The 16,202-nt window shown below is 42.1% G+C and carries 15 protein-coding genes; 2 read left to right on the forward strand and 13 right to left on the reverse strand.

The features are described 5' to 3' along the window. Positions 1-136 precede the first annotated feature (136 nt). The 4 genes from CGB83_RS03875 to CGB83_RS03890 all read right to left on the reverse strand — a co-directional run bounded on the left by CGB83_RS03875 (position 137) and on the right by CGB83_RS03890 (position 6,784). Positions 137-838, reverse strand: coding sequence for a carboxylesterase family protein (locus tag CGB83_RS03875; RefSeq protein WP_100077479.1), 702 nt, complete (start codon positions 836-838; stop codon positions 137-139). A gap of 227 nt (positions 839-1,065) precedes the next feature. After that, positions 1,066-2,457 carry a glucoamylase family protein gene (locus CGB83_RS03880; protein ID WP_100074615.1) on the reverse strand — a complete coding sequence of 464 codons (1,392 nt, stop codon included), beginning with the start codon at positions 2,455-2,457 and terminating at the stop codon, positions 1,066-1,068. 78 nt (positions 2,458-2,535) lie between these two features. Further along, positions 2,536-3,954, reverse strand: a complete 1,419-nt coding sequence (locus CGB83_RS03885; protein ID WP_228420079.1) for a RagB/SusD family nutrient uptake outer membrane protein — start codon at positions 3,952-3,954, stop codon at positions 2,536-2,538. 10 nt (positions 3,955-3,964) lie between these two features. Continuing rightward, positions 3,965-6,784: a SusC/RagA family TonB-linked outer membrane protein gene (locus tag CGB83_RS03890; protein ID WP_100074616.1), complete on the reverse strand. Its 2,820-nt coding sequence runs from the start codon at positions 6,782-6,784 to the stop codon at positions 3,965-3,967. 368 nt (positions 6,785-7,152) lie between these two features. Between CGB83_RS03890 and CGB83_RS03895 the strand changes: the two genes are divergently transcribed. Both CGB83_RS03895 and CGB83_RS03900 read left to right on the forward strand, forming a co-directional pair. Further along, positions 7,153-7,830, forward strand: a complete 678-nt coding sequence (locus CGB83_RS03895) for a DUF4197 family protein (protein ID WP_100074617.1) — start codon at positions 7,153-7,155, stop codon at positions 7,828-7,830. A 42-nt stretch (positions 7,831-7,872) separates the two neighbouring features. Then, positions 7,873-8,178, forward strand: a complete 306-nt coding sequence (locus CGB83_RS03900) for a DUF493 family protein (RefSeq protein ID WP_100074618.1) — start codon at positions 7,873-7,875, stop codon at positions 8,176-8,178. A 54-nt stretch (positions 8,179-8,232) separates the two neighbouring features. On the opposite strand, the gene CGB83_RS03905 is transcribed toward CGB83_RS03900, so the two are convergent. From CGB83_RS03905 to CGB83_RS03945, 9 genes are all read right to left on the reverse strand, one after another. Beyond that, complete coding sequence (locus CGB83_RS03905) at positions 8,233-8,583, reverse strand: ArsC/Spx/MgsR family protein (protein WP_100074619.1); 351 nt, start codon at positions 8,581-8,583, stop codon at positions 8,233-8,235. A gap of 86 nt (positions 8,584-8,669) precedes the next feature. Continuing rightward, positions 8,670-9,284, reverse strand: a complete 615-nt coding sequence (locus tag CGB83_RS03910) for a deoxynucleoside kinase (RefSeq protein WP_100074620.1) — start codon at positions 9,282-9,284, stop codon at positions 8,670-8,672. Positions 9,285-9,318: 34 nt separating this feature from the next. After that, positions 9,319-10,326 (reverse strand): hypothetical protein, encoded by a 1,008-nt coding sequence (locus CGB83_RS03915; protein ID WP_228420081.1) that lies wholly within the window; start codon positions 10,324-10,326, stop codon positions 9,319-9,321. A 39-nt stretch (positions 10,327-10,365) separates the two neighbouring features. Beyond that, positions 10,366-11,388 carry a glutaminyl-peptide cyclotransferase gene (locus CGB83_RS03920; protein ID WP_228420083.1) on the reverse strand — a complete coding sequence of 341 codons (1,023 nt, stop codon included), beginning with the start codon at positions 11,386-11,388 and terminating at the stop codon, positions 10,366-10,368. A gap of 26 nt (positions 11,389-11,414) precedes the next feature. Further along, entirely contained in the window at positions 11,415-12,437 is a 1,023-nt protein-coding gene (locus CGB83_RS03925) for a glutaminyl-peptide cyclotransferase (protein ID WP_100074622.1), read from the reverse strand. Between the two features lie 102 nt (positions 12,438-12,539). Then, positions 12,540-14,153, reverse strand: coding sequence for a Na+/H+ antiporter (locus CGB83_RS03930; RefSeq protein WP_100074623.1), 1,614 nt, complete (start codon positions 14,151-14,153; stop codon positions 12,540-12,542). Positions 14,154-14,207: 54 nt separating this feature from the next. After that, the gene (locus tag CGB83_RS03935; RefSeq protein ID WP_100074624.1) at positions 14,208-14,879 is read right to left on the reverse strand and encodes a DUF2490 domain-containing protein; all 672 of its coding nucleotides are present in this window, start codon (positions 14,877-14,879) and stop codon (positions 14,208-14,210) included. A gap of 187 nt (positions 14,880-15,066) precedes the next feature. Beyond that, positions 15,067-15,261: a cold-shock protein gene (locus CGB83_RS03940; RefSeq protein WP_100074625.1), complete on the reverse strand. Its 195-nt coding sequence runs from the start codon at positions 15,259-15,261 to the stop codon at positions 15,067-15,069. Between the two features lie 86 nt (positions 15,262-15,347). Next, a complete protein-coding gene (locus tag CGB83_RS03945; protein WP_100074626.1) occupies positions 15,348-16,067 on the reverse strand; it encodes a DEAD/DEAH box helicase in 720 nt (239 codons plus the stop codon). Positions 16,068-16,202 lie beyond the last annotated feature (135 nt).

The following is a 16,202-nucleotide window of genomic DNA, read 5'->3' on the forward strand; positions in this document are numbered from 1 at the left end:
AACGCATCAGCACCCTGCTTTATTTTTATATATGGAGCACTGAACCGTATTTACCATCAGGAATTTAAAGCTTTAAAGCAGTTCTGATCCGCTAAGATCGTGAAGATTCCCTGAATTATGATGAATTTCAGATGAATTATCGTTCTTTTTTCTTGGACAGCATCCAACGGTACAGTTCCGGATTGGAATAGGTTGAGTCCCATGAATTATGGTTGTCATTCGGGAAAATGGTCAGCTCTGCAGACGGATTCACCGGATGGAGCTTCTGGTAAAAATTAAAGGCATTTTCCGGAAGCACCACATCATCCATCCCACCGTGGAAAATTTTGATGTTGAGATCCTTGTACTGCTGGATGTTAGCGTACATCACCCGGTCTGTAGGAGCACACACCGAAACCACCGCAGCGAACATCTCGGGATGCTCCATAGCCAGCTTCAGGGTTCCCCAGCCTCCCATGGAAAGCCCGGTAAGGTAGATCCTGGAAGCATCCACTTTGTATTTGGACTGGATTTCCTTAATCAGATTGTATACCGTTACGGTATCCCACCAGGTATTTTCCGGACACTGCGGTGCCAGAATGGCTACCGGTTCCTTCAAAAGGTTTTTATAGGTAAAAGGACTGTGCGCTTTTACCATTTCCAGGTTATTCCCCCTTTCCCCTGAACCGTGAAGGAAAACGATCAGCGGGATATTGCCTTTTGCGTTCTGCGGATAATCCAGGATGTAAGAGATTTTTTCCTGTCTCTTAACTTCCTTATTGAGCTCTGCCTTGATCTCCTGGGCATTTACAGCCAGGGAAAAGGGCAGGAATAAAAACGGAATGTATTTCAGTTTCATGACGGAAATTTTTAAATTATACATGATTGAATGCTGTGATTTCTTTCACTATTTATATTTCAAAGTAATAGACCCTACTGTACCAAACCAGGTTCATAGCCCCGATTGAACGGCCTGTCTGAGCTCTTTTTACCTGAAGGCAACCGGCGACGGCGTAAAAAAGCGAGTAGTGAAAGCGGGAAACAGCTCATAATAATAAGTATTCATGTCAGGTAATTCCTGATGTTTTATCTGATGTTGTATTTTGGTGATTTGAAACTCAGCTTCTTCAGTCCCTGCTGGATTTCCGGTGCGTTCATGAACAGTTTCCAAAGGAAGCCCGTCCTGTAGTTTTCAATCATCGGGGCAATTGTCCCCTGATCGATGGCGAGGTACCTCGGCGTTGTCCAGTTGTCATAATGGATGGAATTGGCATCATAAGGACCGGCAGAACCGATGAACTCAGGTTTCTGAGTATACAAAAACCTCAGGAAATCCATGGATTCCTTTGGCGTATACGGGAAACTGCTGAGTGCCGCCGTTGGTGTGATCACCCCGCGGTCATTCTGCGGGAAATGGGCATCATATCCTACGCTTCCGTCTTCATTCCTTGAATAGCTTGCGGTCAGGCCCCAATAATCAGGTCCGTATCCTTTCCAGTGCTTCGGGTTTTCAACGCAGTATTTATAATCGATCAGCACCTGGTTTTTGTTCAAATCGAAATAGTTTTTGATCAACTTATCGGATAAATTGGTCGGATCAAGTCCAATGTAAGAATAATGCGCCCAGAACAGAGGTCCTCCATATTCCTGCGCCCCGTTATGCTTAACATACATCGGAAGGCCGTATTGTTCCTTATCTGAAAGGTAAGTCCCGTTTCTTGTCCAGCCTTTGTAATAAGTTTCTGCATCGATTGGGTAAGTAGGTGACGATGCAGCCAGAATGTAGGTGATCAGGCATTCATTATAGCCTTCCAGAGGAAAATTCATTTCCCACTGATAGTCCGGCGACCAGTGCCAGTACAGGACTTTCTCCCCTCCTTTGGTATACCAGCTCCACTGAATACCCTTCCAGAGCTCATCGCACTTTTTAGCCAGGGCCTTTTCTTCTGCATTCCCGTTTTTAAAGTATTCCCGCACCATTAGGATCCCTGAGGTCAGGAATGCGGTTTCCACAAGATCACCACCGTTATCCTTTTTCCCGAACGGAACCGTTTTTCCGGTTTCCCCGTTAATCCAGTGAGACCAGGCTCCTTTATGACGGTCTGCTTTTGCGAGAAAATCCATCATTGTGGTCAGCCTTTTTACGGCTTCCTGTCTCGGCACAAAGCCTCTCTCAATCCCGACCAGAACAGTAGCCAGCCCGAATCCGGAGCCTCCTGTAGTTACTACATGCTTATCATTATCCGGATAAATATTATCTTCATGGTACCTTTCCCTTCCCAGCTTTGAGTTCGGTTCTGCATAATCCCAGAAATACTTCAGGGCCTGTTTCTGGACGTTGTCCATAAGCTGGTCATCTGTAACATTCTTTACCGTCTTGTTATTCTGAATATTTTCTTTCTGATGAACTGCTGAATTTCCGCACGATACCGTACAGAATACAGAAGCTACAGCGAGCGACATGACAATCCTTTTCATAATTTTGAGATATTAGAATTAAATGCTAAAAGAAGAGGAGAACTTTCATTCTCCTCTAAAGTTGGTATCTGTTGATTTTTAGTAGCCAGGGTTCTGTGTAAACAGCCCGTTACTCTGATTAATCGCATCCAAAGGTATCGGGAATAATTCATTTTTCCCGGCTTTGAATCCGTAAGAAGCCAGAACGGTTGCTGCCTGACCTGTTCTTACCAGATCTACGAAACGATCGCCTTCCATAGCAAGCTCTACCCTTCTCTCACGCCAGATTGCCGTACGTAAAGCAGCCTGAGTGGTTGCTGTAGTAGCTGCCAGCTGAGCCCTTGTTCTTACTTTATTAAGGTTAAGGGTTGCCGTTGCAATGTTCCCCATTTCGTTGGCTGCTTCTGCATTGATCAAAAGGATTTCTGCAAATCTTAAAATCCTGATGTTTTGTCTGGAACCATATCCGCAGGCGTTATTGTTCTGAGAAGTCGGAACATATACTTTCTGGTTGTAAGTCGTTACAGAGTTAGGATCTCCCATAGCGATGAGATCACCTTCAGGTGTTGTTTCACCATTTCTAAGGATCGTTAATTCTTTACGGATATCTCCCGGTTCAAATGCATTTTCCAAAGCCTGTGAAGGCGTAAAGAAGCCCCATCCGAACTGGTTTCTTACCCCCTGAACTTCTGCGTACTGGCTACCTCCGAACTGAGGAGAACACTCGCAGTTAACTTCAAATACGGATTCTGAACCGAATTCTCCGGCTATTCTGAATAAATGGTTGAAATCAGGATCCAGAGCATATCCCATGGCAATAACCTGATTGGATGTATCATAAGCTTTCTGCCAGTCTTTTTTATACAGGTATACTTTTGAAAGTAAACCTAAAGCAGCTCCTTTAGTAACCCTTCCCTGATCTCCGGCTCCATAAGACTGCGGAAGATCTGCAGCTGCGCTGGTAAGATCTGAGATGATAAAGTTATATACCTCATCTACAGAGCTTCTAGGGATGTTGTTGTATGATTCTTTCAGAGAATCCAGGATCGGAACTCCTCCATAAATCCTTACCAGGTTAAAATAGAAATATGCCCTCAGCATTCTGGCTTCTGCAAGAAGCCTTGTTTTCAGGGCAGCATTCATTTCTATAGCAGGAACCTTGGTTAAAACCTGGTTACATCTGTTTACAGCCTGCCACTGGCCGATCCAATATCCTCTGATCCCTTCATCACTGGTAGTATACGTGAACTGGTCATAGGCATTGATAAAAGAGGCATCTCCTGGGTTAGATCCTTTTACCACATCATCTGCAGGTACGCCAAATACAAACTGATATGGGAATGCAGAATTTTCCCAGCTTCTGAGGAAACTGTAAATCGCATTCGTACCTAGCATGGCATCGTTTTCAGTTTTGAAGAAATTTGAGGCATCGGTGGCCCCTTCTACAGGTATATCTAAGTAATCATTGCAGCTTGACATTATCGTCAATACGGCAATTGATAAAAATATCTTTTTCATGTTCTCTTAATTAAAATGTTAAATTCATACCAAAGGTATAGATGGCAGAGATAGGGGCAATGTTCTGGTCGATTCCCATTTGTACTCTGTCTGTATTCAGGATCTCAGGTGAAAAACCATTGTACTTAAAGCTTGTCCAAGGGTTCTGTGCACTAACGTACAGTCTTAACCTTGTTAAGGCCATTGATCTTGCAAAATCTTTAGGCAGGTTATACCCTATGGTAACGTTTCTTAATCTGATATAACTTCCATCCTCAACAAAGAAGCTGTTCGGCTTGATGATGTCCTGGTTGTTGGTGGTCATAGGATACGTATTGGATGTTCCCTGACCTCTCCATCTGTTGTTGTAGAAATCAAGATCCCAGTTTTCGTTACCATAACGCTGTTCACGGTTATAGTTATAGATCTTATTGCCATATACTCCCTGGAAGTCTACCGCGATATCGAAATCATATACGTTTAAATTGATACCGAAACCATACGTTCCTTTTGGAATCGGGCTTCCTAAGAATGTTTTATCTCTGGAATCAATTACGCCGTTACCGTCGATGTCTGCAAATTTAAACCCTCCCACAGTAGCATTGGTCTGTTGTGCCCATGCATTTACATCAGCCTGATTCTGGAATACTCCTGATACCTGATAACCATAATAAGAACCAACAGCCTGTCCTTCCTGTAATCTGATGATAGGATTTCCGAATAAGCTTGCTCCTGTTTCTAAGTAAGAACCTCCGAATACGGATGTGATCTTATTTTTAAGAGTTGTTAAGTTTCCGTAAACCCCTAACCTTACTTTGTCCGTAATTTTAGTATCGTAATTAACATTTACTTCGAAACCTCTGTTGTTGAATGAATAGGCATTAGTAATATAATTGTTCCAGTTTCCGGCACCGGATACTGTTCCCTGAACGACTCCGTAAACTACATCCTTGGAATCTTTATCGTAATAGGTTCCTTCAATTTTAAGTTTATTATTGAAAAGGGCCATTTCCACACCTACATCTCTACCCGTTGTTGTTTCCCATCCGATATTCGGGTCAATAAACTGGTCTATGGTCGCTGCAGGATATCCCGTGTTTCCGTAATACGCTCCTGAATTAATAAAGGTAACCAATTGTGTGTAAGCACGAGGCACGTTAGGATTACCTAGTTTACCCCAGCTGGCCCTTAGTTTCAATAAATTGAAAACATTCTGACCGCTCATGAAGTTTTCTTTTGAAATTACCCAGCCTGCACTCACTGCAGGGAATGTCCTGAAACGGTCGCCTGAAGAATACTTGGATGTACCGTCTCTACGAACGGATCCGTTCAAAAGATATTTTCCTTTATAATCATAGTTAACCCTCGCAAATAAGGATTCAATCCTGTCCTGATAAGGAACTACGTCTCTGCCTACATCATAAGTTGTTCCTACTATACCGGTTCCATTAAAGATATTCAAGGATTCATTGGTACCGTTATAATTTACATTTAAAGCTTCAAGATAGCTCTGCTGGTAGGAATTCCTTACTCTGGAGAACCCTGCCAGTACTTCAAGATTATGATCCCCCAACTGTTTCTTCCATCCTAAAGTATTATCCCACACGTAATTTCTTGTCCTGGAATCCCTTGTAAGAAGCTTCGTCGGCTTTTGCTGATCTTTAGGAAGATAGGTAAGTACAGGTGTGTATTCATACTGATTTGTATTGTAATTATCAGTAGTATAGCTTACCCTTAAAGTGAAATCCTTAAGGAATTTATATTCTGCCCAGACATTATTAAGCAGCCTTTCCTCCCTTGTCTGTCCTCTGAATAAATCCAGTACAGCTATTGGATTGGCAATAGAATACCCGTTGAAAAACTGGTAATCACCGGTGGCTGCATTCATAGGACTGAATATCGGCGGCGCGTTATATGCATTTAACAGTGGGTTATTGATTGCATCTGTCCTCGTCTTGGAAAAAGTAAAATTATCTCCAATGGTTAGATTATCTGTAATCTTATAACTAAGATTTAACTTTGAACTGAATCTGTTAAACCCGTTTCCTGAATTGATGTTATTACCGGCATTAAAATTCCCTTCATCCTGCAGAAGTCCTAAACTCGCATAATAATTCAGCTTACCTAAGCTTCCTGAAGCTGAAAAATCGTTGGCATTAATAATGCTTGTTTTTCTGAAAATTTCATTGAACCAATTGGTATCTGCCGGGAAATTAGCTCTTGAAAGTGAACCGTTACTGGATCCTGTATCATTGATGAGCTTTTCATTGTACAACTCAATATACTGGTCAGAATTAGCCATTTTTGGTATATTGGTAATCTTCTTGAACCCAAGATAAGAATTGAAATTGTAAACAGGTTTTCCTTTTCCTGTTTTTGTTTTGATAATTACCGCACCGTTTGCAGCCTGGGCACCAAAGATCGCCAAACTGGACGGATCTTTTAGGACGCTCATGGATTCAATATCCTGCGGATTTAAAAATGAAATATCGTTTGTGATAGTCCCGTCAACGATGAAAACAGTATACCCGCTTAATGAACCTACTCCTCTGATATCAACCCTCGGAGAACTTCCCGGTGATCCGGAGTTAACAATGTTCACACCGGCAAGTTTTCCCTGCACAGAACTCATTGGGTTGGCATTCGGCTTATCTGCAAGATCTTTGGCAGACACTACACCGATACTCCCCGTCACATTTTCTTTTTTCTGCGTACCATATCCCACAAGCACTACCTCCTCGATCTTCTGCTCCTTGGCAGTCGTATCTCTTGGGGTGGTCTGTGCATTGACGTTCATACCGAAGTAAAGAACAGCAATGAGACATGAATACTTTAAATCACGTTGTTTCATATAGTTTAATTTTATTCGTACAATCACACTCTAAAGCAGTCTTCTGAACAACAGCCTAAAAAAAGGCGTTTATTTTTTCAAAAAAAGACATTAGACCCAAAATTATAAAAATATCCGAAACAACGTTAAAATCTCTTAAAAATTTTAAAATTTATAGTTAAAATTAAAAATATGATATAAACAGAGCACTTAGTGTAAATTTATCTTAAAATTACTATTAATTAATTGTAAATTATTCAACATGTTTTACCGCTTCATATCATAAAATCATCCCCGATATCTTAAGCGGTAAGAAGATTTTGATAAATGTAAAGGTCTGTTTAAATTTGGTCGGATATTTGAATAACCCACAAAATGAATCTAACGAAATGAAAAAGTATATCATTATTGTCGCACTGGCCTTAGGTACCGGCGCAGTCATTAATTCTGCCATGCAGTCATGCACCAGCCTCGCCACTACAGATCTCGGATTATCCGTGATCAAAAGGTTACTCCTTAACGGTATCGACAAAGGCATGAATATTTACAGCAGCAAAGAAGCTTTCCTTCAGAATAATATGGTAGACCGTGCTTTACCGAAGCAATTGCGCGATATCAACAGTACGCTGGAAAAAATTGCTCCCTCCTTAGTAGCCAAAGAAAGGGAATATATAGCAGAAGCTGCTGCCTATACCGTAAATACTTCAAGGCCTATCCTGCAGAATGCTGTCAACAGCCTTACGGCCCAGGATGTAACGAGGATCATCCAGGGAACAACGGCAACGCAGATCCTAAAGGAAAAGGCATCCCAACAGCTCATTGCCGCCATTGCCCCAAAAGTGGATGAAAAACTCAACCAATACGGCATTGTAAAAACCATCAATACGGCACTTTCCGGAAACAGCTTATTAGGCGGGCTGTTAGGCGGAAGCAGCAGCAATACAAGGGTTAATGCGGGCGGACTGAGCCAGCTGGCCTCGGAACAGCTGGTTAACGGCCTGTTCTATATCATTGAAGACTATGAGCAGCAGAACTCCAGGGCACTGCTCGGGCCCCTTGGAAAATAAGATATTTTTAGGTATCTTTACGTAATAAGATAAAATTTGCAGATGGACATACTTCAAGGAAACCAGCACGCCAGCCCGGAGGATTTTTATAAGTCCTTGAAGGCTAAACTGGAAGATCACCATGATTTTCCGGAGGATTATTTATTTAAATTCATTATTCCTACCGATCAAGCCAAGTTAACGGAAATTTACAAGGTTTTTGACGGTATTAAATTTACCCTGGGAAACCGGGAAAGTAAAAACGGGAAATATACTGCCTGCAACATCAATGCATTTGTACTGGATGCAGACCAGGTAGTAGACATATATCAGCAGGTCGCTAAAATAGAAGGCGTCATGCTCCTGTAAAAAACAAAGTCAGCTTGTTAAAAGCTGACTTTTCTGTTTTAAGATGATAAATCTTTATTTTTCTATAAAATACTTTACGTTTTCAACCGGCCTTCCCAGCATGGCTACCGAACCTTTAATCAGTATAGGTCGCTGAATCAGTGAAGGGTTTTCAGCCAGGATTTTGATCCATTCTTCTTCTGAATAATTTTTACCCGCAAATTTCTCGATATACAGCCTTTCATTTTTACGGATGATATGGAATACGCTCTGGTTGAGTTTTTTCAGTACTGTTTTCAGTTCTGTAATGCTCAAAGGGTCTTCAATGATGTTGATGATTTCAAAAGGCACCCCGTTCTCGTCCAGATACTCGAGTACTGCTTTTGATTTTGAACAATTGGCATTATGTAAAACTTTAACCAGCATTAAGATTTGATTTTAAAAGACTAAGCGTATACCTACAAATATAAGAATTTTTAAAATAATATCCCGCGGCTTTTAAAATAGCTGCGTTAAAACAATCCGTATAGCTCCGCCTCTATTTTCTCCAGGATAAACCCGAAATCTTCTGGCTTCTCTACAAAGTCAAGATCGTCTACCTCAATGATGAGGAGCTTCCCTTCTGTATAGCCGGAGATCCATTTTTCGTATTTCTGGTTGAGCTTGGACAGGTATTCAATGCTGATGGATGCCTCATATTCTCTTCCTCTTTTGTAAATCTTTTTTACCAGGTTAGGAACATCCGATTTAAGATAGATCAGAAGGTCCGGCGCTGAGATAAAAGCTTTCATGAGGTTAAATACGGAAGCGTAATTATTGAAGTCCCTGTCTGAAAGGAGCTTCATGTCATTCAGGTTTTCTGCAAAGATATGGGCATCTTCATAGATGGTGCGGTCCTGGATGATATTCTTGCCGCTTTCCCGGATTTCTTTTACCTGCCGGAAGCGGCTTCCCAGGAAGTAGATCTGCAGGGCAAAGCTCCATTTGCTCATATCCGCATAAAAATCTTCGAGATAAGGATTATGGTCTACATCCTCAAATTGTGCATCCCATCCGTAATGTTTGGAGAGCATGGTAGTTAATGTTGTCTTCCCTGCTCCGATGTTGCCTGTAACTGCAATGTGCATATATTTTCCCCTTAGTATTTACTGATTAACAAAACTAAACTCCCGCTGCCTGAACCTCCACACTTTCCTCCATCAGCTTTCTCAATGGATCCTCTGCCTGCTGTTCAGCAGCGCTCTGTTGCTCCGGCTCTTTCTTCTCTCCGGTTTCCCCTGAAGTTTTTTCAGCCGGCTGGACAGGCTGCTTTTCAGTGTTGATTTTTAACGGTTCAGGTTCTTTTTGTTCCTGTGTGTCATCCGGTTGTTTAAGGGTGTAAAGATAAAGGTTGTTCGCTTTGATTTCAAAGAAAGAAAGGATATTTTTATCCACAATCTGTGCACCGGGATCAGTGAAAACCGTGGCCAGCTCCTTTTCCGGAATATATTTCAGGATAGCCTGGGCAGTGATGACCAGGATGGCTTCATTCTCCCGCCGGAAACGTTTCGCATTCTCTGTGGCGGCTTCAAAAATCTTTTCAAATTTTAAATTGTATACCCTGATATTTTTTTTGGTCAGGATGTAGACTTTGTTTTCATATACGAGAAGGTCCGTCAGTTCATCAAAGCTGCCGTCAAACGGATAGGAATTGATAGTGGTATCATTCCTGAAATTGTACTGGATGAGCCGCTTTGAGCTTTCATCCAGAAGCCATAACTGCTGCAGGTCTTCCGCATATGCCATTTTGATAAAGCCGAATTTCTGACGAAAGTCTACCCGCTGGATTTCATTCAGGTTCTGGTCTACGAACTTCATTTCCTGGGCGTTTTCAGAAAAGAGAGGGACACTCAGCGGATTCTGTACGCTTTGAACTTTATACGGAACCGTAAGCATCATTTTTCCAAGCTGCTTTCCAAGGGAATCATATTTGGTAAAGCTGAAATCTTTATTTTTATAGATGTACAGATTGCCGTAATCATCTGCATGCAGGTCATCTGCATCCTTCAGCTTCAGCGTGTCGAATGCCAGTTTTTTCTGCGCAGATAAAGAGCAGAAAAGCAAAACCGATAGTAAGTAGAATATTCTCAAAGTGATTACAAAGATAGCGCTCCTGAGGAACGCTACCAATTTACATTTTATTTTAATTGAATTTGCTTTTTTATTGCATTACTGTATTTCAACTTCATAAATCTTAGACCAGTTCTTTCCGGTAACCAGCATATGATCTCCTTTAAAGGCAATCCCGTTCAGGACATCATCGCTGCCTTTGGTATTCTTCTGGGCAATTTCCGTAAAGTCAAATTTACCTACCACCTCGCCGTTCGCAGGATTGATTTTTAATATGAAAGGCTTCTGCCATACATTGGCATATATGAATCCGTTGTGGTATTCCAGCTCGTTTAACTGATTATAAATATCTTTATTTCCGCCTACGGGAACTTTTTTCAGTACCTTCGACGGATTATTAACATCCAAAAAGTAAAGATCATTAGATCCTGAATCGGCAATCAGGTTTGTGCCGTCATAAGTAAGTCCCCATCCTTCTCCGAATTCATTAGGCAGCATAAATTCAGCCAGCTTCTTTAACGTATGTTTATCGTATATAAACCCAATTTTATTCTGATAGGTAAGCTGAAAAATTTTATCTCCTGCCATAGCACATCCTTCGGAAAAGATATCGTTCGCCTGCCTTTCTACAATGTCAGGAGCCGTACTTCCCAGCTTATATTTTATTAAATGAGAAGACTTGGGTAAACCGTCACTTTCATAAACGTCATTTCCATCCAGGAAGAAGCCTTCTACAAAATTTCCGGGATCATGAGGATATTCTGAAGTGATCTTATATCTGATATCCTGTTCCGGAATTTTTGAAAACACATTGATAGTTGCGTCCTGAGACAGAGTTTCGCCGCTTTTGGTCTTAATATTAAATGTCAAATCGTTTTCACCAAATTCAAAGAATTCCGGATTAATGCTTAGATCTGCAGTTTCCCTATCACCAAAGCTTATAGAGATACTTTCTGCATCTTCAGTTACCTGCTTCGGCAGATTGATTTGATCTCCGAAATGATATTTTTTCTGCTCCATAGAATGGTTATAATCTGCTAATGAGTCCAGTATTTTCCGGTCATTTTTACAGGATATGAGCAGCAGTATCAGAGCAGCAAAACCAGCCAGCGTATTTTTCACTTAACTATCTTTTGATATATTAAGAATTAATTGATCTCGACTTCATAAATCTTAGACCAGTTCTTTCCGGTAACCAGCATATGATCTCCTTTAAAGGCAATCCCGTTCAGGACATCATCGCTGCCTTTGGTATTCTTCTGGGCAATTTCCGTAAAGTCAAATTTACCTACCACCTCGCCGTTCGCAGGGTTGATTTTTAATACGAAAGGCTTCTGCCATACATTGGCATATATGAATCCGTTGTGGTATTCCAGCTCGTTCAGCTGATCGTAAGCCTGGGAACTTCCCGCAACAGCAATATACTTAACCAGTTTGGAAGGATCTTTCGGATCAAGGAAGTACAGCAGCTTACTGCCGTCTGAGGCAATGAGGTTTTTCCCGTCATAGGTCAGTCCCCATCCTTCTCCCAGAACATTAGGATACGGAAACTCAGATAGAAGTTTCAGGGTATTTTTGTCATAGACATATCCTTTTTTGCTCTGCCAGGTCAGCTGGTATACTTTATCCCCTACAATGGTACTTCCCTCAGAGAAATCCTCCTGGGCCTGTTTGGTAGACATGAGAGGTGTTGTAGTTCCGAGCGTGTATTTCAGGATCTGGGAAGAACCGTTCTGGCCGTCGCTTTCGTATACCGTATTCCCTTCAAGCTGGAAACCCTGGACAAAATTCTTGGGATCATGCGGATATTCCGAAATAATCTTATACGGGATATTCTTTTCAGGGCTTTTGGCATATACGTTAATAGTGGCGTCCTGATTGAGTGTTTCCCCGCCTTTTGTTTTGATATTAAATGTTACCGGATTGTCTCCCAGGGTGAAAAATTTGGGATCAACCGTCAGATTTGATGTTTCTTTGTCCCCGAAGCTGATGGTAATGTTTTCCGCATTATCGGTTACATCCTTGGGAAGGTTCAGTTTGTCTCCAAAGTGGTATCCTGTAGTCTCCATAGAATTGTTATAATCATTCAGGGATTCCAGGATCTTTTTATCGTTTTTACAGGAGGCCAGAAGGACCAGGGCTGCAAAACCTGCTATGATGCTTTTTTTCATTGAAAATCGAAATATTTTCCTCAAAAGTAAGAAAAATTTATTTCCGGGCTTGCACTTAAGGGCCGGATTAACCAAATTATAACGTATGCAGGGCATCATGCATCAGTCATGGCTGAAACCCGTCACTTTCGCTTCATCGAAATCCAGCTGCATTTCAATCGCTCTCAGGACATGGTCATCAAAGATCTTTTCCCGTTTCAGATAATGGAGCTCATTACGCTGAGCCTGGATCAACTGCCGCAGTACATCCTTATTTTCATTAACCGCTTTGGAAAAATCCACTGCCGAAGCCATACACTGCGCCTTATCCGCCATCAGCATCATTTCATTTTCGAGCTTGTATTTCTGGTGGCGGACCAGATTATTGGTTTCTACCTGTTCTGAAAAATCGTCATTGATTTTCCGGAGCGCCGTTTCTTTCAGCTTCCGCATCAGGATGACTTCCTGCTTTTCTTCAGGAAGCTCACTTCCGGCATCTTCCATCTTCAGCAGTTTAAGGATGGGAGCAAGTAAAAGCCCCTGCCCTACGAGGGTAATCAGGATAATGACAAACGTTACAAACAGAATGATGTTCCTGTGAGGAAATGCTTCACCGTTGGGCAGGAATGCCGGAATGGAAAGTGCCGCAGCCAGGGATACCACACCGCGCATGGCAGCAAAGCTGATCACGAAAGGTTCCCGCCAGTCAGGCTTCGGCATTTTCATCCTGAGCTCTTTGGAACATATCCGCGGAAAATACATAAGGGCATAGCTGTACATGATCCTGGTGAAAATAATGGCTCCTCCAATAACAATGCTGTAGAAAATACCTTCTGAAATCGTATAATTTTCCATTCCGGCTACCACTACGGGAAGCTCCAGTCCGATCAGGATGAAGATCAGTGTATTCATCAGGAAGATCAGTACGCTCCATACATTTCCGGACTGAATCCTTGACGTATGGCTCAGGTAGCAATGGGAATTATAGGACATCACCAGACCACCGGCAACCACCGCCAGTACACCTGAAAAATGAAAATGCTCGGCACCGATATACATCACATAAGGAACGATCAGCGTAATAATAGTGTCAATAGTGGAATTGGAAGGAATGATCTTCAGCAGCGCTCCAAATAACAGCCCGGCTCCCACTCCCACGGCAATGCCTCCGATCGCCATGCTGAAAAAATCCTTTACCGCTTCACCGAAGATGAACTGCCCGGAAATGACTGCCGCCAGGGCAAATTTAAAGACGATCAAACTGGATGCGTCGTTGATTAAACTTTCACCTTCCAGGATCGTAGTGATTTTCTTGGGAATTTTCATATGCTTCAGCACAGACGTTGCCGCTACAGCATCGGGCGGGGAGTTTACACCGCCCAGCAGGAATCCCATAGCCACCGTAAGTCCCGGAATAATAGATGATGAAAGATAAGCGACCACAATCGAGGTCAGGAAGACCAGTCCGAATGCCATGGAAAAAATCTGCTTCCTCCATTTGTGGAAATCCTGCCATGAGGTAAACCAGGCCGCTTCAAATAAAATAGGCGGAAGAAATATCAGGAAGACGAGGTCCGGCTCAATTTCAATATGAGGCATCCCCGGAACTAGGCTTATGAGCAAACCCGCAATGACCAGGAAAATGGGATAAGCTACCTTCATTTTCTGCCCGATCATGACCAGTATCATCACAGATAACAGAACTGCAATAGATACAATAACATAGGTGTGAATCATGGTTTGTGTAGTATTAAAATTTTATAGGCTAAGATGATAAAAAAATCGTTATCATTATTTAGAAAACGGAATATTATTGTAGAAGCCGATCTGGATCTGGCCACGGTTTTTATTTTCCTGGATCTGATTCATATATCCCGCTTCTATCCTCAGGTTTTTACTGATGACATATCCCAGGGCACCATACACCCTGTTCCTGTCAAAGGCCGGACTGTCCAGATGAAGGAAAATTTCATTGTAGACGGATGCATAGAATGTTTTAGGAATCATTTCCTTATTGTTGATCGGGATATTGAAATTAAGGTAATAGCGGAACCGCATCCGGAAGTCCTCTTCCAGAAAGCGCTCTTCCAGACGGTACCTGTGCTGGATGTTAAAACGCCCGAATTTCTGTTTTGTAATGTATTGCTGGAATATCCTGTGCTCAATATTTTCCTGCTTTTCACCATCCATATAAGGCTGGCTCAGGATGAACCCGTATCCCAAAAGGATATTGTTGTTGTTTTCACTGAGGTCATACCCGATACCGGTGCGGATCAGGAGCTGTTCGAGATCTGTGCCTCCGTCAAAACTCCGGTACTGGATTTCGTTGTGCCAGTTTAGTTTTTTGCTGATCTTATTGTTCCCGAAATACATATACCATGCCCCCAGGTCATTCTTCTGTGCAAAGCAAAAAGTAGTTACGGTCAGGGCCATGCCCAGAGCCAGTAATTTTATCATTCTCATATCTCAATGTATTGTTGTCATCTATCGTTTACAGGATTTCCATATGAATTATCAATAATAAGAAAAATATTTGCGGTACGGAAATTTTAAAGGAATAATCATGAGTAATCTTAAGCTACCTATGAAAAAGGACAGCTTTACCGTGGGTAAAGCTGTCCTTATCAAATGAACAATATAAAGGGAAATCTTATGCTAATTTCACATTAACGGCATTTAAGCCTCTGTCTCCCTGTTTTGTTTCAAAAGTAACCTGGTCGTTTTCGCGGATAAAACGGGTACTAAGACCTGAAGAATGTACGAAAATATCTTTGCTCCCGTCTGCCGGGGAAATGAATCCGAAGCCTTTTGCTTCGTTGAAAAATTTTACTGTGCCTTGTTGCATTGTAATCGTTATTAAAATTATTATGGGGCCGGGTTCTGCACGGTTCAGGCTTTTTTACGTTCCTGTGATGCTTCCCTGGCTTTATTCTATGCTCTGCCGGTTACCAGCAGGCCTGTTGTATATTTCTGTTTTATGAAATCTGCGGGCTGCTGGATATTAACAGCTGTTCTGCGGTCATTCGTTATATTGATTTCCAGAGGGTTCCTGAGGATGATGTCTGCCATGGCTTGTATATTTTTGAGCCTGGTTTCGGAAAACAGAACCAACTGCCTTCTTTTCGGCATCAATTGGATAAAATGCCTGAGCTTGTCTTCACACGCCTTTTCCTGCAACATCCTGTCTGCCTCATCTGCCACCATGATTTCAATGCCGGATAGGTCTACAGATCTTTTTTCAATCAGCTCCATGAGCCTGTCAGGAGTGGCGATAAGAATATCGATGCGCTTTTTGAGGGCGGCGAGCTGTCCGGTAGCTTCTATTCCTCCGAAGACCGAAAGCTGGGATAACGGAAGGTACTTGCTGTAAAGGTTCAGATGATCCTCCATCTGCAAGACACGTTCTTTTGTCGGTACCAGGATAAGGGCGCGGATACGGTTGTGCTCTGCACTCTTTTTCTTCAGCAGCTGGAGGACAGGCATCATAAATGCGGCTGTCTTTTCGGTTCCCGGCTCTGCATATCCTATAATATCCCTGCCTGCCAGAATAGCAGGAATCACTTCACACTGCATTTCTGTAGGCCTGGAATATCCCGCTTCTGTAACAGCGCGGATAATAGGGTTGATTAAATGTAATGTTCTGAAATTCATAGCAAATTTGCCGGTATGGGATTTATGGTAGCGGATTCTGATCCGGATAGGTAAGGTTGTCGTGTAAATTGTTGTTTACTCCGACATGCTTTGCACTGTACATGCAAATTCATTAAGAATATAGCATCCATGCAA

The sequence above is a fragment of the Chryseobacterium camelliae genome (genome assembly GCF_002770595.1).
In the GTDB taxonomy this organism is placed as follows: domain Bacteria; phylum Bacteroidota; class Bacteroidia; order Flavobacteriales; family Weeksellaceae; genus Chryseobacterium; species Chryseobacterium camelliae.